Below are 22,615 nucleotides of genomic sequence, written 5' to 3' on the forward strand. Positions count from 1 at the left end.
CACCGCGCTGTACGCGCTGGCCAACTAGGCAGGCCCCATGGATTTGCTGACGCCCTATCTGGAACGCCTGGCCGCCGACGGCAATTTCAGCGGCGTCATCCTGGCTGCCGAGGGCGACAGGCAATGGCTGCGCAGCTATGGCTGGGCCGATGCCGCTTCCGGCAGAGCGATGGCAAACGACACGCCGCTGCGCATAGGCTCGCTCAGCAAAAGCTTTACCGCCGCGCTGGTCTTGCGGCTGGTGGACGATGGCCTGCTGGCGCTGGATCAGCCCCTTCAGCCCCTTCAGCCGCTGTTGCCGCAATTCAAGCTGCCGGACGCCCTCACCGCCAGCCACTTGCTGCGCCACCGCTCCGGGCTGGGCAATCACACCGCCCTGCCCGACTACTGGCCGACGCGGATGCAACAATACTGGACGCCGGACCAATTGATAAACGACATCCTCGCCCATCCGCCGCTGTTCGCTCCGGGCGAAGGCTGCGCCTACAGCAATACCGCTTACGCCTTACTGGCGCGGCTGCTTGAGATCTTGCGCGGCAAACCGTTCGCGGTTCTGTTGCGCCAGATGCTGGCGTCGGCGGGGCTGAGCGGCATACTCGATGAAGTGGAGGCGCCGGCAACCGATGGCGCGCGCGGCTATTGGCTGGCCACCGAATGGCAAGAGGCGCCGCCCTTGGATATGAGCAACGGCTTCGGCGCCTTCAGCCTCAGCGCCAACGCTCCCGGCCTGCTGCGCTGGTGGCAAACGCTGAGAGACGGCGACCTCCTCTCCCCGCACAGCCGGGAGTGGATGTTCGCGACCGAAAACGGCGAGGACGGCTTCGCCGCCGGCTGGTATCGCGAACACGCGCCCGACGGCCCCGTCTTCTCCCATCTTGGCGACATCAACGGCTTTGTTTCGGTCTTACTGGCCCAGCCAGCCAAGAACCGTTGCGTGATCGCTCTCAGCAATCTGGCTCAAACCGATGCCTGGGCGCTAGCGGAAACGGTTTGCCAGCTCCTTGACGGTAACCCTGTCGATACCGGCCCCGCCGCAACCGGCTTCGCCACCCTGCCCGATTGGCTCGACGGACGCTACCTGGCCGACGATGGCGATGAGATCCTCATACAGAATGGCGTCGCCACGCTCACGCGCCGCTACGGCGCGCGCTGCGACTGCGCCGTCATCGCCAGCCGCAGCGAGCCAGAACATTGCGAGGCCAGACTGGAGCGGCTGCCCGAGCGGCTGATCTTCAGCCACCAGGCCGCCGGAACCCGGCTGACCCACATCAGCGGCCTGAAACGACATGAATACCGGAAAATTTCAAACTCCTCACGCTGAATCCATCATGCAATATTTCGCGCTTTCCCAGCCGCAAGCCATGCTGCGCTATCACGACATCCCCGGCCACGGCGTGCCGCTCATCATGCTGCACGGCCTGGGCTGCGCCTCCTCGTTCGATTATCCCCGCCTGCTGGCCGAACCGGGTCTCGCCAGGCGCCGCGCGCTATTGGTGGATTTGCTGGGCCACGGCTTCAGCGACAAGCCGGAAGATTTCAGCTACGCCCCCGGCGCCCAGGCTGAAGCGCTGGGGCAATGGATCGAACAACTGGGCTTGCGCGAATTCGATCTCTACGGCCACAGCATGGGCGGCAGCGTCGCCATCGAACTCGCCACGCTATTGCCTGACCGAATCCGGCGCCTGGTATTGGCGGAACCGAATCTGGACAGCGGCGGCGGCGCCTACAGCCGCGCGCTGGCAAGCTGGAGTGAGGCCGACTACGTCGCCCGCGGCCATCGGGAAATCATTCAGACCTTCGGCGCGGACAATCCCAACTGGGCCGGCAGCATGGCCGTCGCCTCGCCGCTGGCCGTGCACAGGGCCGCCAAGGGCCTGATCGCGGGCAGCACGGTCGGCTGGCGCGAGCAGCTGCTGGCCTTGTCCATGCCGCGCCGCATCATCTTCGGCGAAAAATCGCTGCCCGATCCAGACGTCGAATGGCTGCCCCGGCATGGCATCGACACCAGCATCGTCGCCGACGCCGGCCACTCGCTGGCATGGGACAATCCCGCGGGCCTTGCCGAGGCGATCGCCGCCGCGCTGGATTGAGAATGATGCTTTGACCAATTTCAACGCTGGCGCTATGCTGCAAACCTGATATTACGTTAACGTAAGATGAATCATGCTCTACTTCGAAGACCTTAGTCCCGGCCAGCTTTTTTTAAGCGCCGAACACACGCTGAGCGAGCAGGAAATCATCGCTTTCGCCCGTCAGTTCGACCCCCAGCCGTTCCATACCGATCCGGAAGCCGCCCGCCAGACCTTTTTCAACGGCCTGGCCGCCAGCGGCTGGCATACCAGCAGCTTGTCGATGCGGCTGGTGGCGGAGTCCGCGCTGGGCCGCGCCGCCAACGGCCTGATCGGCATGCAGATCGACAAGATGCGCTGGCCGCAGCCGAGCCGCCCCGGAGACACGCTGCAAGTGGAAGTGGAAGTGCTGGACAAGCGCCGCTCCAGCAGCCAGCCCGGCTTCGGCGTGGTGAAAGTGCGCTGGACCACCCGCAACCAGCGCGGCGAGACAGCGATGCATCTGGAGTGCGCGATCTGGCTGCAATGCCAGGCTGTGCAGCCGGCCGAGGCCCAGTCCGCACCGACTGCGCCAAGCAAGCCTGAAACCATCCGGGCGTGAACGGCTATTTGCCGGTGCCATCCGCCATATCGGGAAAGTAGCGCTGGGAGATCGAACGGTATTCCCCGGTCTGCTTGAACTGGCGCAAGGCCTTGGAAAACGCCGCCACGGTCTTGGGGCTGACTGTCTTCTTGCTGAAAATCAGGTATAGCGCGTCCTCCTTCAGCACCGCCCCCGGTAACGCTGCGATCTGCTCCCCGCTAGGAATCCGGAAACGCTCCCGCGCACCGTTGGTCTGGCTGGCGACGACGTAATCGACGCGGCCCGCCAACAATTTGCGGAAATTGGCGTCGTCGTCCACCGACTCCTCGTAATCGTTGTCGCGCCTCACCGCGGCCCAGAACTCGGGAGACACCGCCGCGCCGCGAACCACGCCGACCATGCGACCTTTCAAATCCGCCAGCGAATGGAAGGCCAGCCGATTCAAATTGTCCCGCCGCACGAACAACACCCAGCGATCCCAAGCCAGCGGCTCGTCCGGGTAATAGCAATGCGCCGCCCGCTCCGCGTTGCGAAACGCCGAGAACAGGCCGTCGTTCTGTCCCGCATACACCATGCTCTGCGCCCGCGCCCAGGGATACTGATGAATTTCCACCGACTGCCCCAGAGTTTCGAACACGCGCCGGATCACTTCTACGCTGAAGCCCGGAGCCTGCGGCTCATTCACCGTTTCATAGGGCAACCACTCATCGGTGCCAAGCTGCAATGGCGCGGCAACCGACCACCCGCTGCCCAGCATGCCTATCGCAGCGCCCACACACCACATTCCGAAACGCGACATGGCATCCCCCTGGAAACAGACTCGAAACCACAGCGGCGGCAGGCAGGTGTCTAGCCGACAGCCCAGCGCCGTGTTTCATCATAGTTCGAGCCCACAGGGAAGCCGCCGCAAAAAAAGCCCCGCCGCAAAAACTGGCGGCAGGGCCATGATCAGAGCGGCATCGAGGCCGGTTCTATCAACGATACACTTGGATCATCTCCACATCGCGCAGCGCCGACAGCGTCGCGCCGCCGGCGTAGCTGACCGAAGACTGCAAGTCTTCCTGCAGTTCGCGCAGCAGCTTGCCCATGCTGCCCTTGTACTCGACCAGGATCTTCTTGCCCTCGACGTTGACGTAGGCGCCCTTGTTGAACTGCGAGGCGCTGCCGAAGTATTCCTTGTAATGCTTGCCGGCGATTTCGACGATGTCGCCCGCCGATTCGTCGTAGCCGGCGAACAGCGAACCGGCCATCACCATGGTCGCGCCGCAGACCAGCGCCTTGGCGATGTCCCCATGCTCGACAATGCCGCCGTCGGCGATCACCGGGACTTTCACCGCCGCCACGCAATCGCGCACGGTGGACACCATCGGACGATGGAAGCCGGTCTTGTTCTTGGTGATGCAGACGCGGCCGCCGGCGATGCCGGCCTTGATCGCGTCGCAGCCCCAGGCTTCGAGGTCGCGCGCGGCATCAGCGGTAGCGACATTGCCGCCGATCAGGAAAGTATTCTGGAAGTGCTGCTTGATATGCTTGATCATGCGCTCAGCCTTCACGCACCAGGCGTTGGCGACATCAAGCGTCATGTATTCGGGTTCGAGGCCGGCGGCCTTCAGCGCGTCCAGTTGCTCGTAGGTGTCGTCGTTGACGCCGACGCTGATCGACGCGAACAGGCCTTGCTCCTGCATGTAGCGGGTGAAGGCCACCGCGTCGACGTTGAAGCGGTGCAGGGTGTAGAACCAGCCTTCGCGGGCGAACAGCTCGCAGGTTTCGGCAGAAACCACCGACTTCATATTGGACGGGTAGACCGGCATCGCGAAGCGGCGCGGGCCGAACTGCACGGAGGTATCGCACTCCTTGCGGCTGTCCACCACGGTTTTCTTCGGCACCAGATATACGTCGCCGTAGTTGAATTCGGTCTTGATCATGCGTGTGCTCCCACAAAAACAGGTTGAATGAAAAAACAGGGGCCCCAAACAAAGACGGGAGCCCTATTGGCTCCCATTTGCAGCTACCCCTGCGACGCCTGTTTTGGCTCGCACGCAGTTACGAAACAAAACTACGCGCATTGATTCTCGACGTCAAGAGTCTACACGTAAAAATTTTCGCTATTTGTCGCACCAGGCTGACGGATCGTCTCCCAGCCAACGCAGTATCGGCAACCAGGCTTCCCGATCCCGCTCCGTCCTCGAGGCGGGCAGATCGAACAAGGACATCCCCGCCGAAGCCGCTTGCACATAAAGCTGGGTGTCGCGCAGCCAGCTGAGCACCGGCACGTCGTGCCGCGCCAGGAATTGCTCCAGCTCGCGCGCGGAACGGGTGCGCGGATCCACCCGCATGCCGACCACCGCCATATAGGCCTTGTTCTTGCGGATGGATTTTTCCTCCAGCATCTGCTCGAAGAAGGCCTCGCTGGCCCACTCATCGAACGGCGACGGCTGGATCGGCACGATCACATGCCCCACCTGCGACAACAGCGAGCTCAGCTTCTTGCCATGCAGGCTGGCGGGACTGTCCAGCACCACCACCTCGGTGCCGCGCGGTGGGCGTTTGGGCTCGTTGGCCGCCACTTCCCAGCCGGAAATGCCGGGCAAGGCCCGATCGCGCCTGGCCAGCCAGTGCAAGGAGGTCTGCTGGCGGTCCACATCCCCCAACATCACCTGCTTGCCACTGGCTGCGTAATAGGCCGCCAGATTGGTGGCCAGCGTCGACTTGCCGCTGCCGCCCTTGGGATTCGCTATCAGTACCGACCTCACCCTCGCCTCCTTAGCCTTGCGCTTGACCCGCACCACTATACCAGAGTCATCGCCCTTGCCGGCGGCCGGGGAAACCGATAGTTTGGGGTAGAAAGGAGATGGGATGAACCGTAGTTTCGACGCCCTGCTGTTCGATATGGACGGCCTGATGCTGGATACCGAGACCTTGTCCTGCGCGGCCACCCGCCGCGCCGGCGCCGAGTTGGGCATACAGATAGACGACGCGATGCTGATGGGCATGGTGGGCCTGTCCGAAGCCCGCTGCACCCGCTATATCGCGGAATACCTGGCAGACGAGGAGTTGGCCGCGCGGCTGCAGCAGACCAGCCGCGCCAGTTACCGCCGCATGCTGGAAGAAGAGGAGATTCCGCTCAAGCCCGGCATCATCGAGCTGCTGGATTGGGCGGAAAGCCAAGGCATTCCGCGCGCGGTGGCCACTTCCACCCGCCGCGCGGTCGCCGACGTCAAGCTGGCGCGCAGCGGACTGGCCCGCTATTTCCAGCACACCATAGCCGGCGACGAAGTGGCGCGCACCAAGCCTGAGCCAGACATCTATCTGGCGACAGCGGCGCTGCTGGGCGCTGCGCCGGAGCGCTGCATCGTGCTGGAGGATTCGCCGTACGGCATGCAGGCCGGCGTCGCGGCCGGCACCAGAGTCATCTTAGTGCCGGACCTGATCGCGCCGTCGGAGACGCAGCGCGCGCAAGCGCTGGCCACCTGCGGCGACTTGCATCAGGCGCTGGCGCTGCTGCGAACTCTGTAATTGGCGGCGGGAGGCCTCCGGCCTCTCCCGCGCTAGCCGTGGCCGCGGATGCGCGCGATCAATTCGTCCAGCACGTCCTCGGACTGGTCATGCCCCACCTGGCAGGTGCCGGCGGCTTCGTGGCCGCCGCCGCCGTATTGCAGCATCAGCGCGCCGATATTGGTGCGCGAAGTGCGGTTGACGATGGACTTGCCCACCGCGAACACCGTGTTCTGCTTGTTCAGCCCCCACATCTGGTGGATGGAGATGTTGCAGTCAGGGAACAGCGCGTAAATCATGAAACGGTTGGTCGGGTAGATGGTTTCCTCGTGCAGCAGGTTCAGCACCACCACATTGCCATGCACCCGCGAACAGCGGCGGATCTGCTCCTTGGCCAGCGTCTCGTACTGGCGGTACAGCGCCACCCGCTCCTGCACGTCGGGCAGCTGCAAGATCTCGTCGATGCCGTGATTGCGGCAGTAGCCGATCAAATCCATCATCAACTGGAAATTGCTGACCTTGAACTCGCGGAAACGGCCAAGGCCGGTGCGGGCGTCCATCAGGTAGTTGAGCAGCACCCAATCCTTGGGGTCGAGTATTTCGTCGATGGAAAACTGGGCGGAGTCCGCCTTGTCCACCGCCGCCATCATTTCGTCGCTGATGCCGGGAAACGCTTTCTTGCCGCCGTAATGGTTGTACACCACCCGCGCCGCCGACGGCGCGCGCGGGTCGATCACATAGTTGTCGACGTCGGTGGCATTGCGCAGCGTCTCCGACAGATGGTGGTCGAACACCAGATGCGCCTTGGCGACGTATGGCAGGTTGGTGGTGATGTCGTCGCCGGTGATTTCCACCTTGCCGTCCTGCATGTCCTTGGGGTGGGCGAACATCACCTCGCGGATCAGCTTGAGCTCGTTGAGCAATACCGCGCACACCAGTCCGTCGAAATCGCTGCGCGTCACCAGGCGGTACTGTTTCTGCTGCGTCATCTGCGCCTCCCGTTCGTTGCATTCTCAGCCGTCCGGCGCCGCCACCTCCAGCGCGCCGGCCATGCGGTCGGCCAACTCGGCCAGCCGCGCGTCCACATCCGCCTCAGGCAGCTCCACCGTGAGCCAGACCCTGTCGGCGTACTGCTGATCCACCACCGCCAGCCCCGTCTCCTGGCATGCGTGCCGCAGACGGGCCTCGCCGGAGAAGTCCACTCCCAGCCGCCGCAAGCAGGTTCGGCTCAGCGGCGTCAGGACGGCCTCGGCCAGCGCGGCATTGACAGCTTGAGTGTAGGCCCTGACCAGGCCGCCCGCACCCAGTTTGATGCCGCCGAAGTAACGCACCACCACCGCCAGCACATTGGTAAGGCGCTTATGCTGCAACACGTTGTACATCGGCTTGGCCGCCGTGCCGGACGGCTCGCCGTCGTCGTCCAGCATGGAATCGCCGGCGCACAGCAACACCGCGCAGTAATGGCGGGCGTCCGGCCAACGCGCGCGGATGGCCGCCAGCTCGCGCAGCGCCTCGTCGCGGCTGGCCACCGGCAGCACAATGCCGATGAAGCGGCTCTTGCGGATTTCCACCTCGGCCTGGGCCTTTTCTTGCAACTGGAACATTCCACGCATCCTGCGGTCTGAAACGGGCGGGCATTGTAAACCCGGAGGTCGCCATTCGGCACCGCCGGCAACGCATTCGCGGTCTAAACTGAAAGCGGGAACCCATCCGGAGGGAACGGCCATGACCGCCCTGCTCCTGCTTGTACCGCTGATCGTCGCCGGCCTTTGGCTTTATGTCAGGAAATGCTGGCTAGACAGCGAGGACGCCATCCACCTGTCCCATTTCCTGCCGGATCGCGACCACGTCTGAGCTTTGTCCGCGCCGCCGGCCCCGCCGGCGACCCCGTTGTCATTCGCAAGAAATGGCCGGACAATAACCGTGATGATCGCCCCCTGAGGATTTCATGTCGCAACTCACCTTCTGGTTCGGCTGCGCGCTGGTCGCGCTGATCGCCGAATTCGTGTCGGGCACCTTCTATCTGTTGATGGTGGCGCTGGCCCTGGCCTGCGGCGGCCTCGCCGCCTGGCTGGGCGCGCCGGAACCGTGGCAATGGCTGATCGCCAGCGTCAGCGGCGCCGTCGGCCTGCTGCTAATCTATCGCCGCAGGCGCAGCTTGATGCCTCCGCCCCCGCCCCAGGACGACCCCGACTGGGGCCAGCAGGTGGAAATCCGCGCGCTGACCACCCCGGGCCACGCCCGCATCCACTACCGCGGCGCCGAATGGGACGCCGTATTGCTGGACAGCGGGCTTAGCGCCGGCGGCACCGGTTACATCTCCGGCCGCGAAGGCAATCAGTTCAAGATCTCGTCACAACAACCGCAATAAAGAGAAAATCCATGGAAATCGTCCTGATCCTGTTCGTGGCCGTCGTCATCTTCATTTTCAAATCGCTGGCGGTGGTGCCGCAGCAGCACGCCTACATCGTCGAGCGCCTGGGCCGCTACCACGCCACCCTGACTCCGGGCCTGAACATCATCACGCCCTTCATCGACCGCATCGCCTACAAGCACAGCCTGAAGGAAATCCCTCTGGATGTGCCCAGCCAGATCTGCATCACCCGCGACAACACCCAGCTCAAGGTGGACGGCATCCTGTACTTCCAGGTCACCGACGCCAAGCTGGCCTCGTACGGCACCAGCAACTTCATCGTCGCCATCACCCAGCTGTCGCAGACCACGCTGCGCTCGGTGATCGGCAAGCTGGAGCTGGACAAAACCTTCGAGGAGCGAGACGACATCAACCGCACCGTCGTGGCCTCGCTGGACGAGGCTGCGATCAACTGGGGCGTCAAGGTGCTGCGCTACGAGATCAAGGACCTGGTGCCGCCGCAGGACATCCTGCACGCGATGCAGGCCCAGATCACAGCAGAGCGGGAAAAGCGCGCCCGCATCGCCCAGTCCGAGGGCGTGAAGGTGGAGCAGATCAACCTGGCCACCGGCGCGCGCGAAGCGGCGATCCAGAAATCCCAGGGCGAGATGCAGGCCACCATCAACAACTCCGAAGGCAACAAGCAGGCGGCGATCAACCAGGCGATGGGCGAGGCCGAAGCCATTCGGCTGGTGGCCGACGCAACTGCCGACGCGATCAACCGCATCGCCGGGGCCGTCCGCACCGAGGGCGGCATCGAGGCCGTCAACCTGAAAGTGGCCGAGCAATACATCGACGCCTTCGGCAAATTGGCCAAGGAAAACAATACCATCATCATGCCGAGCAACGTCGCCGACGTCGGCGGACTGGTGGCGAGCGCGCTCAGCGTCGTCAAACAAACTAATCGTTAATCCCTCTGAGAGGCCCGGCGCGGCTTGAATCTGGCCGCGCCAGCCCCCATAATCACCCGCATGAAATTTTTTACCGATCTCCTTCCCGTCCTGCTGTTCTTCGGCGCCTACTGGCTGACCCGCGACATGTTCCTCGCCACCGGCGTGGCCATCGCCGCCACGGTGGCGATGGTGGCATGGGCCTGGTTCAAGCACCGCAAGGTGGACACCATGCAATGGATCAGCCTCGGGCTGATCGTGATCCTGGGCGGCGCCACGCTGCTGCTGCACGACAAGCACTTCATCATGTGGAAGCCCACCGTGCTGTACTGGGTGATGGGCGCCGGCCTGCTGATCAGCGAATTCGCCGGCAAGAACGGCCTTCGCCTGATGATGGGCAAGCAGATCGAGATGCCCGATCCGGTGTGGCGCAAGCTCACCTGGGCCTGGGGCGGCTTCTTCGCCTTCATGGGCGCGCTGAACCTGTTCGTCGCCTATCACTTCAGCGAAGACGTCTGGGTCAACTTCAAGCTGTTCGGCGGCATGGGGTTGATGCTGCTGTTCGTGATCGCCCAAAGCCTGTTCCTGGCCAAGTACATCGAGGAAAAGAAATAATGCTGTACGCCATCATCGCGCGCGACCATCCCGGCAGCCTCGAGCGCCGCATCGCGCTGCGCGCCGAACACCGCGCGCGGCTGGCCGCGCTGCAGGACCAGGGCCGGATGAAACTGTCCGGCCCGCTGCCCGCCATCGACAGCGCCGATCCCGGCCCCGCCGGCTACTGCGGCAGCCTGGTGGTGGCCGAGTTCGCGTCGCTGGAAGAAGCGCGCGCCTGGGCCGCGGCCGATCCATACCAGGGCGGCGGCGTTTACGCCAGCGTGGACGTCCAGCCCTTCGTGCAGGTATTCCCCGCATGAGCGGCACCGTGGAACTGCTGGAAACCGCGTTGCGGGCCCTGGAGCCCGAGCATCTGGACATCCAGGACGACAGCGCCCTGCATGCCGGCCATGCCGGCGCCAAGAGCGGCGGCGGCCACTACACGCTGACCATCGTCAGCGCGCGCTTCGCCGGCCTCAACCGCGTGGCGCGGCACCGGTTGATCTACCAGACCCTGGGCGAACTGATGGCCGGCCGCGTTCACGCGCTGGCCATCCGCGCCCTGACACCAGAAGAACTCTGAATTTCTACCAAAGGGACAATATGAAACTCTCCCGTATCGCCGCCTTGACGCTGGCAGCCTCGATCAGCCTGCCGGTCGCCGCGGAGTCGATCGCCGTGGTCAATGGCGTTTCCATCGACAAGTCCGAACTGGACGCCGCGGTCGCCAATGTCGTGCAAAGCAATGGCGGCAAGGTGCAGGACAGCCCCGAACTGCGCGAGCAGTTGAAGAATTCGCTGGTCAGCCGCCAACTGATCCTCCAGGAAGCCACCCGTCGCGGCCTGGACAAGCAGCCGGCCTTCGTCAAGCGCATGGACGAGGCGCGCGCGGAATTGCTGCGCGATTCGCTGTTCGCCGACATCGCCGAAAAAGCCAACATCGGCGATGCCCAGATCAAGGCCCGCTATGACGAGATGGCGGCCCAGGTTTCCGGCAGCAAGGAAGTCCACGCCTATCAGATCACGCTCGGCAGCAAAGCCGACGCGCAGAAGGCCATCGCCCAGTTGAAGAAGGGCGCCAAATTCGAAGAGCTGGTCAAGACCCGCTCCATCGATCCCAACGCCAAGCAAAGCGGCGGCGACATGAACTGGGGCAATCTGTCCCGCATGGAGCCCAAGCTGGCCGAAGCGCTGAAAGCCATCCCCAAGGGCCAGGTCAGCGGCGCGCCCTACCAGTCGCAACTGGGCTGGCACGTATTCAAGGTAACGGACGTCCGCAACGCCCAGATTCCGCCGCTGGACGCCGTCAAGCCGCAGATCGCCCGCCAATTGCAGGAAGAAGCCATTGCCAAGGCCGTGGAAGATCTGCGCGCCAAGAGCAAGATTCAGTAAATCCACCTCATCCGGGAATAGAACAAAATGCGTAAAATCTTGCTGCAAACCGCCCTGGTAGCCGCGTTCGCCGGCAGCGCCATCGCCGTGGCCGGCCCGACTGTCAATGGCCAGCAAATCTCCGACGCCCGCGTCGACGCCGTGGCCAAGATGATGGAAGCCCAGGGTCAGAGCGTGAACCCGCAAGCCCGCGACCAGATCAAGGACCAGTTGGTGACCGCCGAAGTGCTGCGCCAAGAAGCCGTGAAGAAGGGTCTGGACAAGTCGCCGGAATTCACCGCCGAACTGCAGAACATGCAATCGATGGCGCTGGCCAATCGCCTGATCAAGGACTACGAGAAAGCCAACCCGGTCAGCGACGCCGACCTGAAGGCCGAATACGACAAACTGGTGGCTTCGGTTCCGGAAACCAAGCAATTCCACGCCCGCCACATCCTGGTGAAGACCGAGGCGGAAGCCAAGTCCGTCATCGACGCGCTGAAGAAGGGCAAGTCCTTCGACAAGCTGGCCAAGGAAAAGTCGCAGGACCCGGGCAGCAAGGCCAATGGCGGCGATCTGGGCTGGCAGGAAGCCGGCACCTTCGTCGCGCCGTTCTCCGAGGCGATGAGCAAACTCGCCAAGGGCGAAGTGACCGCCAAGCCGGTGAAGACCGAGTACGGCTGGCACGTGATCAAGCTGGACGACGTGCGCACCCAGCGCAACGTGCCGCAGCTCGAGGAAATCCGTCCGCAGCTGACCCAGCGCGTGATGGGCGGCCGCATCGAGAAGTACGTCGCCGATCTGAAAGCCAAGGCCCAGATCCAGCAGTAAGCCCGCGCAACGCGCGTTACGGGGACGGCATGCCGTCCCCGTTTTGCTTGACAGCGCCCCCCGCCGCGCTTAACTTCGCGCTCAACCGAAGCAGGCGCGCCCTGCCCTTGTCACGGCTGCCGCCGGCAGCCCCATACGGAAACGCCATGACATGGCCGCTCCCTCACAGGAAACTCACATGACCATCATCGTCAATGGCGTCGAAATCAGCGAAGACATGATCGCCTCGCAACTGGAACACTACGCGGACACCCCCAGCCCGCGCGATACCGCGATCCAGCAACTGGTCCTGCACACCCTGCTGGTGCAGCAGGCCAAGAGCGAAGGCCTGGACGTCGCCGACGAGCAGCAAGCCATCCAGGCGCTGCTGGACCAGAAACTGGAAGTGCAGCCGATCGACGAAGCCAGCTGCCGCGAATTCTACGAGCGCTATCCGGAGCGCTTCTCTGCCGGCGAAAGCGCCGTCGCCAGCCACATCCTGCTGCCCAAGGGCGAAGGCCTGGAAGCCAGCCTGATCAAGGCCAAGGCCGAAGGCATCCTGGCGGAAGTGCAAGCCAGCCCGTCGCGCTTCGCCGCGCTGGCGCAGGAGCACTCCACCTGCCCGTCCGGCAAGCAAGGCGGCAGCCTCGGCCAATTCGGCCGCGGCCAGATGGTGCCGGAGTTCGAACAAGCGGTATTCAGCACTGAAGCCGGCCAGATCACTCCGCACCTGGTGGAAACCCAGTTCGGCTACCATATCATCCAGGTGAACGAGCGCGCCGACGGCGGCAAGATCGGCTTCGATGAAGTCAAGGAACGCCTGCAGCACTACCTGACCGACATGGCCTTCAACCAGGCGATGCACGAGTATCTGAACATGCTGGTATCCGGCGCGCAGATCAGCGGCTACCAGATGACCGCCGCCTAAGCGACGGCCATCCGGCCACGCCCTACCAAGCCGTCCGCGTCACGCGGACGGCTTTTTTCTTGCTCGCTGCCGCGGCAGGCAACTGGCGCAAGCTGGCCGCCACCGGCTTGGAGAAGTTGTAGCCGTCATGGCGGTCCCAGTTGATCGACCAGGTCATCGCGCCGCGGAATGTCGGATAGGCCTGCGCCGGCAGCACCCCGCCGCAGCCCTGCAGCGCGGTCAGGCAGCTCAATGCCTTGGCCACCGTGTCCGGCGTGACGAAACCGGAATTGGCCGAACTGCGCCCCGACGGCACGCCGAAGGCCACCTGGTCCGGCCGCAGGCCCTTGAAGCTGCCAGACGCGCCGTTGCCGAGCGGGAAACCCTCGATCAGCATTTTGCTGCCGCCGACCAGCATGTCCACCGAGCCCTCCGGCAGCGCGCCGGTGGAATACGGCGTGTACAGCCCGCCGTTGTTGTAATACTGGACATGGATCACCGAGAGATCGTCGCGCAGCCCGTCGATGATGGGCAAGTAGGCGCCCCAATTGCCGCCGTAAGCGACATAGCCTCCCTGCACATACGGATGCTCGGGCGCCATCGACAGATAGAAACTTGGTCCGATCTTGGCCTTCAACTGCTTCACCGCGCTGACCAGATTGCTGATGATCGGCGCGCCCACCGACACGCCGCTTTCCAGATCCAAGTCGATGCCGTCAAAACCGTACTGGCCGATGATGGCGGCCAGGCTGTTGACGAAATTCTGCGCCTGCGCGGCATTGTTCAGCGTCACCGAGCCGTTCTGGCCGCCCAGCGACAACACCACCTTCTTGCCCTTGGCCTGCTGCGCGCGAACATCCTGGACGAACTGCGCCGCGCTGCCGGCCGTAGGATCCAGCGTGAAGCTGACATTGCCGTTGCCGGCGTCATCGGCGAAAGCCACCACGATCACGTCCCAATCCGCGCTGACCTGGGACAGAGGGAAAGCAGGTCCGCTCGGATTGGCGAAGTTGTGCCAATAGCCGACCAGCGCGTGCTTGGCGAACGGCGCCGGCGTGCCCGGCGGCGGACTGGGCGGCGTCGGAGGACTGGGCGGGATCGGCGGGGTGGGATCGCCGCCGGAGCAGCTGCCACCCGCCTTCCACAACGTCGGCGTCGCGGCGGGATTCCAGTTGGCGCCCGGATAGGCGGTATGCGCGGTCAGCGCGGTGTAATTGGCGCTTTGGTAGGCGACCACGTCGCCCGCCTTGTAGCTGATGCCCTCGGCCCAATCAGGGCAGGCAGCCCACACCTGCTGGCCAAGAACCAGCGACAACGCCATTGCGATTGCGATTGCCCCGCCTGTCGTTCTGCGCATCGACCCTCTCCTCATTGCGATTAATTGGTATCAGATTGGTATTTCATGATATGTCGGAGGCAACATCTTTCAAGCCATAAATTCCAAATAAATATCAATGACAGTCAGGCCACCCATTAGAGCGGACTATAAAAACAAATAAACGACATTGGCATTGCAAGACACCCAGCGTACGATGGCTGTTTTGCTCTGCTCGCCGCCTCTCCATGCCGCCCTACTCAGTCGTCAAACTCGCCGCAGCCCTGCTTCTAAGTGTTCCATCCTGCTTCGCATCCACAGCAGCCACGGACGCGGCGTTCGACCGCCAAGCCTGGATGCAGGATTACCGGCTGCTGAAGCGGGAACTGGAAAAACGCTACTCCCACCTGGCCTGGATGGCCTCGCCCGACAGCGGCGTCAACCTCCCCGACCTGGACCGGCAAGCACAGGCCGCCTTGGCCCGTGCCCGCAGCGACGCGGAAGCCAGGCAGGCGATCCTGGATTTCCAAAACGGCTTTCGCGATGGCCATTTCTCTCCGCTCAACGCTGCGGTCGAATCCTCTGCTTCCAGTTCGGAGCCGCCTAAACGCGATCTATCGCATGACAACTCTCTCGACGGCTGCGCCTCGCTGGGCTATGTCAATGGCAATGGCGGCGCCTTCTCGCTTCCTTTTGAAACCCTGCCCGGCGTGCGGCTGACCGCTGATGGCCTTGTCCTGCCGATGAGAAGCGGCATCGCCGATCTGGGAGCGGCCGGCAAACTCGCGCTGCTGCGCATTCCGTCCTTCACCCCCCGCAACTATCCCCAGCTGTGCCAACAAGCGTGGCAAGCGATGCTTGAACGCGGCGGCCGCTTCGATCCGGACAAGCTTTTCACCGATATCATGCGCGCCTGGTACCGCGAAACCGCCCAGCGCCTGCGCAAGCTGCGCGCGGCCGGCGCCCGCGCGTTGATCGTCGACATCGGCGACAACCCCGGAGGCAACGACAGCGGCGACGCGATGTCCCGCCTGCTGGGCAGCGGCCCGGTCCGCTCCGCGCCGTTATGGCTGGCGCGCTCGCCGCAGGGAGAGGCTTATCTGCGGGAATGGATAGAGAACTTGAGCGCGGGCCTGCCGCCGGAAGCCACGGCGGAAGATAAAGCCGCCCTGCAACCGTTCCTCGATGCGTTCCGCGCCCAGGCATCGCAATGGCGGCAAACGCCTCCCGTCGACATGAGCTGGGTCTGGCGCGAGCAGCGCGCCTTCGATCCCGGCGCGGCGCGCAGCCGCTTGGTCCAGGTTGGCTACGCATCCGGCGCGGTGGACCATCTGGAACCGGGCCGTTATTCGAAAATCGTGTCCGAAGCGCTGTTCTGGCCCGCGCAGTCCTTCGGCAGCCAGGGCGCCTGGCAAGGGCCGGTCTATCTGCTGACCAATGGCCAGACCTATTCCGCCGCCGAGATGTTCGCCGCCGTCAGCCGGGACAACCGATTGGCCAAAACAGTGGGGCAGCGCACCGGCGGCGACGGCTGCGGCTTCATGAGCAAAATTCAGCCCCTGGTTCTGCCGCACTCCGGCCTGCGTTTTCGCATTCCCGATTGCGTCAGGCTGCGCGCCGACGGCAGCGACGAAGTCGCCGGCATCGCGCCGGATCTGCCAGTAAGCGCCGCGCCGGGAGAAAGCAGGCGCGCGATGGCGCAAAAGACGCTGCGGGCCATCGCCGCCGATCTCGCGCCTCGTCCTTAACCAGCCTGGATGCTAGCTTGAACGACGCCGCCGGCATGGGCGCGCGCATGAAAAAACCGCCGCTCCCAAGGGAACGGCGGTCTGGCCGCAAAGCAAATCAGCGGCAGCTGTCCGGCGTGCAGAACAGCGCGTCGTCGCCGGCCGCTGCCGGCTTGGGCAGTTTCTCCGCCAGCGCGGCGGCCAGTTCGGCCGGCTTGCCCAGCCAGCCGGACAGCTCCAGCCGCTCCAGCTTGCCATCCTGTTCCAGCACCACCGACGGGAAGCCTCGCAAGCCCAAACGGCCCATCTGGCGGCGGGTGTCGTCGATGTGCGTTTCGGCCTCTTCTCGAGCGGACTGCCAGGCCGCCTGGAAGGATTCCGCGTCCGTGCCCAGTTCGACCGCCAATTCGCTCAACACCGAGAACTCGGCGATGCGCCGGCCTTCCTGGTAATGGGCGCGCTGGATGCGGGCCAGCATCGCCAGCGGCGCGATGCCCAGCCTGGGGGCGGCCAGCACCGCGGCGATCGGCGGGTTGGACGCCAGCGGCGCGCCGATGTCGTTCAGCAGGCCATCGTAGTAGGCGTCGCCGAAAGGCTGCCCGCTCATCTGGGCAATGCGCTTGTCGTGCGGCATCACGTAGGCGCGCCAGTCAGGGGTGATCGCGCGGCCCTCTTCCTCGTCTATCATGCCGCCGGCGTGCATTTCCACGCTGACGCCGGGCAGCCCGGCCGCCGCCTGCAGCAGCGGGGAGGCGCCGTAGCACCAGCCGCACAGCGGGTCGTAGAAGTAATGCAGTTTCATGCTGGTTACCACTTCATCTCGCCCTTGCGCACCTTTGCGCCCAGCTCCAGCGTGGAGACTTCAGCCGCCTTCGGGTAGGCCTGCTTCATCGCCTCGATCAGCTCGCCGCTGTTGCGGGTTTCGGCATTCTTGGCTTCAAAGGCCTTCAGGTAGTCGCGGGTGTAGCGGATGGCGGACACGTCCATCTTGTCGCCGGCGATCATGTGGCCCGGCACCACCACTTCCGGCTTCAGCGCTTCCATGTCGTCCAGCTGCTTGTACCAGCCCTTGCGTTCGGCGTCATTCTGGGTGTCGGCGGTCCAGACGTGCATGCCGGAGTAGATGCCCACGTTGCCGACGATGGCGCGGATGGACGGAATCCACATATAGCCGCGGTGCGCCATCACGCCCTTGGTGTCGCGCAGTTCCAGCGCCTTGCCTTCCAGCATGATCTTGTCAGTCTTCAGCGCGGTCGGCAGCAGCGGCTTGGCCTGCGGCGCGTTGGCGCCCATCTTCGGCCCCCAGAACGCTACCTTGCCCTTCACATTGCCCTTGATGTGGGCCAGCACTTCCGGCGCCGCCACCAGCTCGGCCTTGGGGAAGATCTGCTTCAGCACGGAGGCGCCGAAATAGTAGTCCGGATCGGCCTGGCTCACGTAGATGGTCTTCAGGTTCTTGCCGCTGTCCAGCACCTTGGCGGCGATGCGGTAGGCATCGGCGCGGGTGAAGCCGGTGTCGATCAGCACGGCATCCTTGTCGCCGGTGACCAGCACGGAAGAAACATTGAAGCTGTTGCCATCGGCGTTGTACACCGACAGTTTCAGGTCGCCCGCATGGGCGAAACCGGCGGCGGTCAGAGCGGCGGCGATCAGGGTTTGGCGGATCATAAGGTGACTCCTTGGTCTAATGCCGGCGCCCGCCGGCGGGTTGAACTGCGTTTCAGTGATGTTGCACACTATAAGCGCAAGAAACGATCCAATAAATCGGCTAAACTGCACATTATTGTTTCTTAAATCGTGCAAATAAATGGACCGCCTCACCGCCATGCAAGTGTTCGCCGAAGTCGCCCAACTGGGCAGCTTCACCGCCGCCGGCGACAAGCTGGACATGTCCCGTCCGATGGTCACCCGCTATGTCGAGGAGCTGGAGCAATGGCTGGGCGTCCGCCTGCTGCAGCGCTCCACCCGCAAAGTCACCCTCACCGACGCCGGCCTAGCCTGCCTCGCCCGCTGCCGGCAGATGTTGGAGCTCGCCGACGAAGTGCGCGCGGATGCCGGCCAGCGCGACGGCCAGGTGCGCGGCCTGCTCCGCGTGGCGGCCAGCACCTCGTTCGGACTGGCGGTGCTGGGCGGCGCGGTGGCGGAGTTCGGCGAGCGCCATCCCCAGCTGCGGGTGGACCTGCAGCTGGGCGATCGCGCCGTCAACCTGATTGAAGAAAGAATAGACCTCGCCATCCGCATTACCAACGAACCGGATCCGGGCCTGGTGGGAAGGCGACTGTGCGACTGCCGCTCCTTGCTGGTGGCCGCGCCGTCCTACCTGGCCCGGAACGGCGCGCCTCAGAGTCCGGAAGACCTGGAGCGGCATCGCTGCCTCAGTTACAGCAACTTCGGCCGCAGCGAGTGGAAGTTGAGCCGCGGCGGCGAGGAACGCAAGGTGCGGGTAGCCGGCAATATCAGCGGCAACGAGGCCAGCGCGCTATTGAGCGCGGCGGTGGCCGGCGCCGGCGTCGCGATGCAGCCCAGCTACCTGGCCGCACACCATGTCAGCCGCGGCGAGCTGGTGGCGCTGCTGCCGGAATGGCAGCCGACCGTCCTCGGCATACACGCGCTCTATCCATCGCGGCGGCTGCTGCCGCTGGCGCTGCGCAGCCTGCTGGACTTCCTGGTGGACCGGCTGGGCGGGCCGCTGCCGCCATGGGACATCCCTTCGGCGCTGGCCGGGCGCACCGCTTGAAAGGCGATCCGCTACCAGGCATTGCAAGCCATGCCCTGCGTTCCTGACGCAGAACTCCGCAGCGCCCCTCGAATTCGACGCTTATATCGATCAGTCATGCCTGCATAACTTTTGCTATCGGCTGTCGCAGGGCGATTGCCTGCGGCCGCAAGATCGCCTAAGCTCAGCTACAAGACCATCCCGGCAGCCAGGCCGGAGCCGCGCAAACCGTTTCAAGAAGTGGAATCAAGCCGATGTGCCAGCTGCTGGGCATGAATTGCAATACCCCGACCGATATCCTGTTTTCCTTCGAAGGCTTCCACCGCCGCGGAGGCCTCACCGACCACCATGCCGACGGCTGGGGCATCGCCTTCTTCGAAAACAAGGGCTGCCGTGTCTTCCTCGACGACAAACCGTCGGTGGAGTCGCCGGTGGCCGATCTGGTGCGCCGCTACCCGATCAAGTCCGAAAACGTCATCGCCCACATCCGCAAAGCCACTCAGGGCGAGATCAACCTGGCCAACACCCATCCCTTCATGCGCGAGATGTGGGGCCAGTACTGGATCTTCGCTCATAACGGCAATCTGGAAAGCTTTCATCCCGAAGCCGGCGAGCACTACCGCCCGGTGGGCACCACCGATTCCGAGCGCGCGTTCTGCCATCTGATGGAAAAGCTGCGCGTCAAATGGTCGGAGCCGCCGGAGGAGGACGCGCTGTTCGAGGAAGTGGCGAGGCTGGCCGCGGAAATCAGCGCCAACGGCGTGTTCAACTTCATGCTGAGCAATGGCCAATCGTTGTTCGTCCACTGCTCCACCCATCTGCATTACATCATCCGCCGCGCGCCGTTCAACACCGCCCACCTGGTAGACGACGACGTCAGCGTGGATTTCGCCTCTGTCACCACCCCGCGCGATCAGGTGGCGATGATCGCCACCCAGCCGCTGACCGACAACGAGCGCTGGACCCCGCTGTCGCCCGGCGAGCTGATCCTGTTTCGCGACGGCGAGCCGCGGCTGATCCACAAACAGGCCGGCTGACACCGGAGCGGCGATAGGCGTTATGCTGAGGGAGACCGCCCGCAGCATGGACACGCCATGAGCCGCTTCGATCTCAATCACCCGCCGTTCGACACCCTCGCGCCCGCGGAACGCGACGCGCTGGAAGCCCGCGCCGACATCGTCTACTTTCCCGACGACGCCCAGATCGTCGGCCCGGATCAGCCGATGGACGCGCTGTACATGGTGATCAAGGGCTTGGCGGCCGAGCTTGCCGGCGACGAAACGCTGGGCCGCTATCGCATCCACGACGTCTTCGACGCCCGCTCGCTGGTGGCCGGCCGCGCGGCCAACCGCTTCGTCGCCGAGGAGGAAACGCTGCTGCTGGCCCTGCCCCGCGACGCGGTGCTGGCTCTGACCGACAGCAACCCGCGCTTCGGCGCCTACTTCTACGCCAGCGTCGCGGAAAAAATGGGCCTGCTCGCCCAGAGCGCCGGCAGCCGCGAATTTCAGACCCTGCTGTCCGCCACCGTGCGCGACGCCGGCTGCCGCCAGCCGGTTTTCATCGACGCCGCCGCCAGCATCCGCGACGCCGCGCGCGCGATGAAGGAACAGCGCAGCAAGTCGGTGCTGGTCCGCGACGGCGAAAGGCTGGGCATCTTCACCACCACCGACTGCCGCGACGTCATTTTGGAAGGCGTGGACAGCGGCGAGCCGGTGGGCCGCCACAGCAGTTACCAGCTGTTGTGCATAGACAGGGACGACTTCCTGTTCAACGCCCTGCTGCTGATGACGCAACGCAATCTGCGCCGGCTGGTGGTGACCGAAAACGGCCAGGCGGTCGGTATCCTGGCCCAAGTGGACGTGCTGTCCTATTTCTCCAATCATTCCCACCTGATCGCCCAGCGGCTGGACCGCGCCGCCGATCTGGACGAGCTGGCCGACATCGCCGGACAGATCGACCGGCTGATCCGCATCCTGTCCGGCCATGGCGTGCGCCCTCCCCAGCTGGGCCGGCTGGTGCAGGCGCTGAACGCCCGGCTGTTCGCCCGCGCCTGGCGCATGATCGCCCCGGCGAGGCTGGCGGAAAGCAGCTGCCTGCTGGTGATGGGGTCGGAAGGCCGCGGCGAGCAGATACTGAAGACCGACCAGGACAACGCGCTGCTGCTGCCGAATGGAGAAGACTTCCCGGAAGCCGCCGCCTGCTGCGAGGCGTTCTCCGCCGCGCTCGCCCGCTTCGGCTACCCGCCCTGTCCCGGCGGCGTGATGGTCTGCAATCCGCATTGGCGCCTGTCCCTCAGCGACATGCGCGACCGCATCCACCATTGGCTGACCCGCCCCGACGGCGAAAGCATGCTGCAATTGGCCATTTTCTGCGACGCCGAATCCGTATGCGGCAACGAGGCTTTGCTGGCGGATTGCCGCGGCTACCTGCGCGCGCGGCTGCAGGACGACGCCGGTTTCTTTTCCCGCTTCGCCCGCACCATCGACCAATTCGACACCCCGCTCGGGCCTTTCTCGCGGCTGCGCACGCAGGAAAGCGGCGGCCGCGAGTTGCTGGACCTGAAAAAGGGCGGCATCTTCCCGCTGGTCCACGGCCTGCGCGCGCTGGCGCTGGAAAACGGCGTCGACGCCGCCTCCAGCGCGGAGCGCGCCAGCTTGCTTGCGGCGGCGGGCAAGCTGGAGGCCGGGCTCGCCGACGACATCCTGGAGGCGCTGGCCTTCCTGTCCCAGCTGCGGCTTGAACGCGGCCTGCGGCGGCTGGACGCCGGCGAGGCCCCAGACAATCTGATCGAGCCGGAGGCCCTGTCCACGCTGGAGCGCGATCTGCTCAAGGACGCGCTGGCGGTGGCGAAGCGCTTCAAGACCCAGCTGCGCCATCATTACCGGCTGGGGAGTTTCTGATGCTGGAGCGGCTACGGCGGCGCTGGCAACGCGCGCGGCTGCGCGATCCGGCCTGGAGCGGGCTGTTCGACGAGCCTGCGGACGAGATGGTCAGCCTGGACTGCGAGACTACCAGTTTGAACGCGGCCGAGGCCGAGCTGCTGTCGATAGGCGCGGTCAAGCTGCGCGGCAACCGCATTCTGCACAGCGAGGCGCTGTACCTGCTGGTCAAACCGGAAAATATTCCCAGCGCCGGCAATATCGCCGTGCACGGCCTGCGCCGCCGCGACCTGGCCGACGCCCTGCCTCCGCGCGAGGCTATCCTGCGGCTGTTGGCCTTCACCGGCGGACGGCCGCTGCTGGGTTACTACCTGGAATACGACGTCGCCGTGCTGAACAAGTACGTGAAGCCCCTGCTGGGCATAGGCCTGCCGCAGCGGCAGATCGAACTATCCGCCCGCTATTACGACTACCGCTTCCGCCAGCATCCGGACTCCCACATCGACCTCAGCCTGGACGCGCTGCACCGTGAGCTGGGCGTGCCGGCCTTGCCCCGCCACGACGCACTCAACGACGCGCTGAGCGCCGCGATGCTGTACCAGGCCCTGCGCAAGCGCGGCTTCGGCTGAGAACCGCCGACCAAGCCAGAACCGAATCGATACGGCGGCGCTCAGATCCTCCGCGAGTTTTTCCAGCGGCGCCGATGCCGCAACATCTGTAAACATCTCCCCCGCTCGATGACGGCAATCTGGCACGCCTATTGCTGAATCAACCCACGCCAAACCATTGTTTTCGATTGGAAAATCAGAAAAACAGCGATTTCCGCGACGACAACGGCAAACA

26 protein-coding genes are annotated in these 22,615 nt (G+C 64.6%); 18 read left to right on the plus strand and 8 right to left on the minus strand.

The genetic code is table 11. From position 1 onward, the window contains the following. Window positions 1-37: 37 nt before the first annotated feature. The 3 genes from VA599_RS13895 to VA599_RS13905 all read left to right on the plus strand — a co-directional run bounded on the left by VA599_RS13895 (window position 38) and on the right by VA599_RS13905 (window position 2,670). Window positions 38-1,321, plus strand: coding sequence for a serine hydrolase domain-containing protein (locus tag VA599_RS13895; RefSeq protein WP_346789090.1), 1,284 nt, complete (start codon window positions 38-40; stop codon window positions 1,319-1,321). A 7-nt stretch (window positions 1,322-1,328) separates the two neighbouring features. Beyond that, window positions 1,329-2,090, plus strand: a complete 762-nt coding sequence (locus VA599_RS13900; RefSeq protein ID WP_346789092.1) for an alpha/beta fold hydrolase — start codon at window positions 1,329-1,331, stop codon at window positions 2,088-2,090. A 73-nt stretch (window positions 2,091-2,163) separates the two neighbouring features. Continuing rightward, window positions 2,164-2,670 (plus strand): MaoC family dehydratase, encoded by a 507-nt coding sequence (locus VA599_RS13905; protein ID WP_346789094.1) that lies wholly within the window; start codon window positions 2,164-2,166, stop codon window positions 2,668-2,670. 4 nt (window positions 2,671-2,674) lie between these two features. On the opposite strand, the gene VA599_RS13910 is transcribed toward VA599_RS13905, so the two are convergent. The 3 genes from VA599_RS13910 to VA599_RS13920 all read right to left on the minus strand — a co-directional run bounded on the left by VA599_RS13910 (window position 2,675) and on the right by VA599_RS13920 (window position 5,405). After that, window positions 2,675-3,451, minus strand: a complete 777-nt coding sequence (locus tag VA599_RS13910; protein ID WP_346789095.1) for a substrate-binding periplasmic protein — start codon at window positions 3,449-3,451, stop codon at window positions 2,675-2,677. Between the two features lie 175 nt (window positions 3,452-3,626). Beyond that, complete coding sequence (locus tag VA599_RS13915; protein WP_346789096.1) at window positions 3,627-4,577, minus strand: GMP reductase; 951 nt, start codon at window positions 4,575-4,577, stop codon at window positions 3,627-3,629. A gap of 180 nt (window positions 4,578-4,757) precedes the next feature. Beyond that, window positions 4,758-5,405, minus strand: a complete 648-nt coding sequence (locus tag VA599_RS13920; RefSeq protein ID WP_021477581.1) for a ParA family protein — start codon at window positions 5,403-5,405, stop codon at window positions 4,758-4,760. A gap of 103 nt (window positions 5,406-5,508) precedes the next feature. Here VA599_RS13920 and VA599_RS13925 point away from each other — a divergent pair, with 103 nt between their 5' ends. Then, window positions 5,509-6,168: an HAD family hydrolase gene (locus tag VA599_RS13925; RefSeq protein WP_346789097.1), complete on the plus strand. Its 660-nt coding sequence runs from the start codon at window positions 5,509-5,511 to the stop codon at window positions 6,166-6,168. 32 nt (window positions 6,169-6,200) lie between these two features. On the opposite strand, the gene VA599_RS13930 is transcribed toward VA599_RS13925, so the two are convergent. Both VA599_RS13930 and VA599_RS13935 read right to left on the minus strand, forming a co-directional pair. Then, a complete protein-coding gene (locus VA599_RS13930) occupies window positions 6,201-7,136 on the minus strand; it encodes an exopolyphosphatase (protein ID WP_104947526.1) in 936 nt (311 codons plus the stop codon). A 24-nt stretch (window positions 7,137-7,160) separates the two neighbouring features. Further along, entirely contained in the window at window positions 7,161-7,751 is a 591-nt protein-coding gene (locus VA599_RS13935) for an IMPACT family protein (protein ID WP_346789099.1), read from the minus strand. A 121-nt stretch (window positions 7,752-7,872) separates the two neighbouring features. On the opposite strand from VA599_RS13935, the gene VA599_RS13940 reads away from it, so the two are divergent. The 9 genes from VA599_RS13940 (at window position 7,873) to VA599_RS13980 (ending at window position 13,156) form a co-directional block, all read left to right on the plus strand. Then, on the plus strand, window positions 7,873-8,001 hold the full coding sequence (locus VA599_RS13940) for a hypothetical protein (protein WP_021477585.1): 129 nt from the start codon (window positions 7,873-7,875) through the stop codon (window positions 7,999-8,001). A 94-nt stretch (window positions 8,002-8,095) separates the two neighbouring features. Further along, window positions 8,096-8,518, plus strand: a complete 423-nt coding sequence (locus VA599_RS13945) for an NfeD family protein (RefSeq protein WP_021477586.1) — start codon at window positions 8,096-8,098, stop codon at window positions 8,516-8,518. An 11-nt stretch (window positions 8,519-8,529) separates the two neighbouring features. Continuing rightward, window positions 8,530-9,471, plus strand: coding sequence for an SPFH domain-containing protein (locus tag VA599_RS13950; protein ID WP_046156586.1), 942 nt, complete (start codon window positions 8,530-8,532; stop codon window positions 9,469-9,471). Window positions 9,472-9,531: 60 nt separating this feature from the next. After that, entirely contained in the window at window positions 9,532-10,065 is a 534-nt protein-coding gene (locus VA599_RS13955) for a septation protein A (RefSeq protein WP_021477588.1), read from the plus strand. Then, the gene (locus VA599_RS13960) at window positions 10,065-10,367 is read left to right on the plus strand and encodes a YciI family protein (RefSeq protein ID WP_021477589.1); all 303 of its coding nucleotides are present in this window, start codon (window positions 10,065-10,067) and stop codon (window positions 10,365-10,367) included. Before VA599_RS13955 ends, VA599_RS13960 begins: the two co-directional genes overlap by 1 nt. Continuing rightward, the gene (locus tag VA599_RS13965) at window positions 10,364-10,630 is read left to right on the plus strand and encodes a BolA family protein (protein WP_021477590.1); all 267 of its coding nucleotides are present in this window, start codon (window positions 10,364-10,366) and stop codon (window positions 10,628-10,630) included. The genes VA599_RS13960 and VA599_RS13965 overlap by 4 nt, the downstream gene beginning before the upstream one ends. 20 nt (window positions 10,631-10,650) lie before the next feature. Continuing rightward, window positions 10,651-11,439, plus strand: coding sequence for a peptidylprolyl isomerase (locus tag VA599_RS13970; protein ID WP_346789101.1), 789 nt, complete (start codon window positions 10,651-10,653; stop codon window positions 11,437-11,439). A 27-nt stretch (window positions 11,440-11,466) separates the two neighbouring features. Next, entirely contained in the window at window positions 11,467-12,249 is a 783-nt protein-coding gene (locus tag VA599_RS13975; protein WP_346789103.1) for a peptidylprolyl isomerase, read from the plus strand. 178 nt (window positions 12,250-12,427) lie between these two features. Next, window positions 12,428-13,156, plus strand: a complete 729-nt coding sequence (locus tag VA599_RS13980; RefSeq protein ID WP_021477593.1) for a peptidylprolyl isomerase — start codon at window positions 12,428-12,430, stop codon at window positions 13,154-13,156. Between the two features lie 22 nt (window positions 13,157-13,178). On the opposite strand, the gene VA599_RS13985 is transcribed toward VA599_RS13980, so the two are convergent. Then, entirely contained in the window at window positions 13,179-14,492 is a 1,314-nt protein-coding gene (locus tag VA599_RS13985) for a chitinase (protein WP_346789105.1), read from the minus strand. A 206-nt stretch (window positions 14,493-14,698) separates the two neighbouring features. Between VA599_RS13985 and VA599_RS13990 the strand changes: the two genes are divergently transcribed. Further along, window positions 14,699-16,198 carry a S41 family peptidase gene (locus tag VA599_RS13990; protein WP_346789106.1) on the plus strand — a complete coding sequence of 500 codons (1,500 nt, stop codon included), beginning with the start codon at window positions 14,699-14,701 and terminating at the stop codon, window positions 16,196-16,198. Window positions 16,199-16,295: 97 nt separating this feature from the next. Here VA599_RS13990 and VA599_RS13995 read toward each other — a convergent pair whose 3' ends face one another. Together VA599_RS13995 and VA599_RS14000 are read right to left on the minus strand one after the other, a co-directional pair. Beyond that, window positions 16,296-16,979 carry a DsbA family protein gene (locus VA599_RS13995; RefSeq protein WP_346789108.1) on the minus strand — a complete coding sequence of 228 codons (684 nt, stop codon included), beginning with the start codon at window positions 16,977-16,979 and terminating at the stop codon, window positions 16,296-16,298. 5 nt (window positions 16,980-16,984) lie between these two features. Then, complete coding sequence (locus VA599_RS14000) at window positions 16,985-17,845, minus strand: MBL fold metallo-hydrolase (RefSeq protein WP_021477597.1); 861 nt, start codon at window positions 17,843-17,845, stop codon at window positions 16,985-16,987. 139 nt (window positions 17,846-17,984) lie between these two features. Between VA599_RS14000 and VA599_RS14005 the strand changes: the two genes are divergently transcribed. From VA599_RS14005 to VA599_RS14020, 4 genes are all read left to right on the plus strand, one after another. After that, window positions 17,985-18,914 carry a LysR family transcriptional regulator gene (locus VA599_RS14005; RefSeq protein WP_346789111.1) on the plus strand — a complete coding sequence of 310 codons (930 nt, stop codon included), beginning with the start codon at window positions 17,985-17,987 and terminating at the stop codon, window positions 18,912-18,914. A gap of 233 nt (window positions 18,915-19,147) precedes the next feature. Further along, a complete protein-coding gene (locus tag VA599_RS14010; RefSeq protein WP_429838749.1) occupies window positions 19,148-19,930 on the plus strand; it encodes a class II glutamine amidotransferase in 783 nt (260 codons plus the stop codon). 57 nt (window positions 19,931-19,987) lie between these two features. Further along, window positions 19,988-21,793 carry a putative nucleotidyltransferase substrate binding domain-containing protein gene (locus VA599_RS14015; protein ID WP_346789113.1) on the plus strand — a complete coding sequence of 602 codons (1,806 nt, stop codon included), beginning with the start codon at window positions 19,988-19,990 and terminating at the stop codon, window positions 21,791-21,793. Continuing rightward, entirely contained in the window at window positions 21,793-22,401 is a 609-nt protein-coding gene (locus VA599_RS14020) for a 3'-5' exonuclease (protein ID WP_346789114.1), read from the plus strand. The genes VA599_RS14015 and VA599_RS14020 overlap by 1 nt, the downstream gene beginning before the upstream one ends. Window positions 22,402-22,615: the final 214 nt, after the last annotated feature.

It is taken from the genome of Chromobacterium indicum, from assembly GCF_039708975.1.
Lineage (GTDB): Bacteria > Pseudomonadota > Gammaproteobacteria > Burkholderiales > Chromobacteriaceae > Chromobacterium > Chromobacterium piscinae.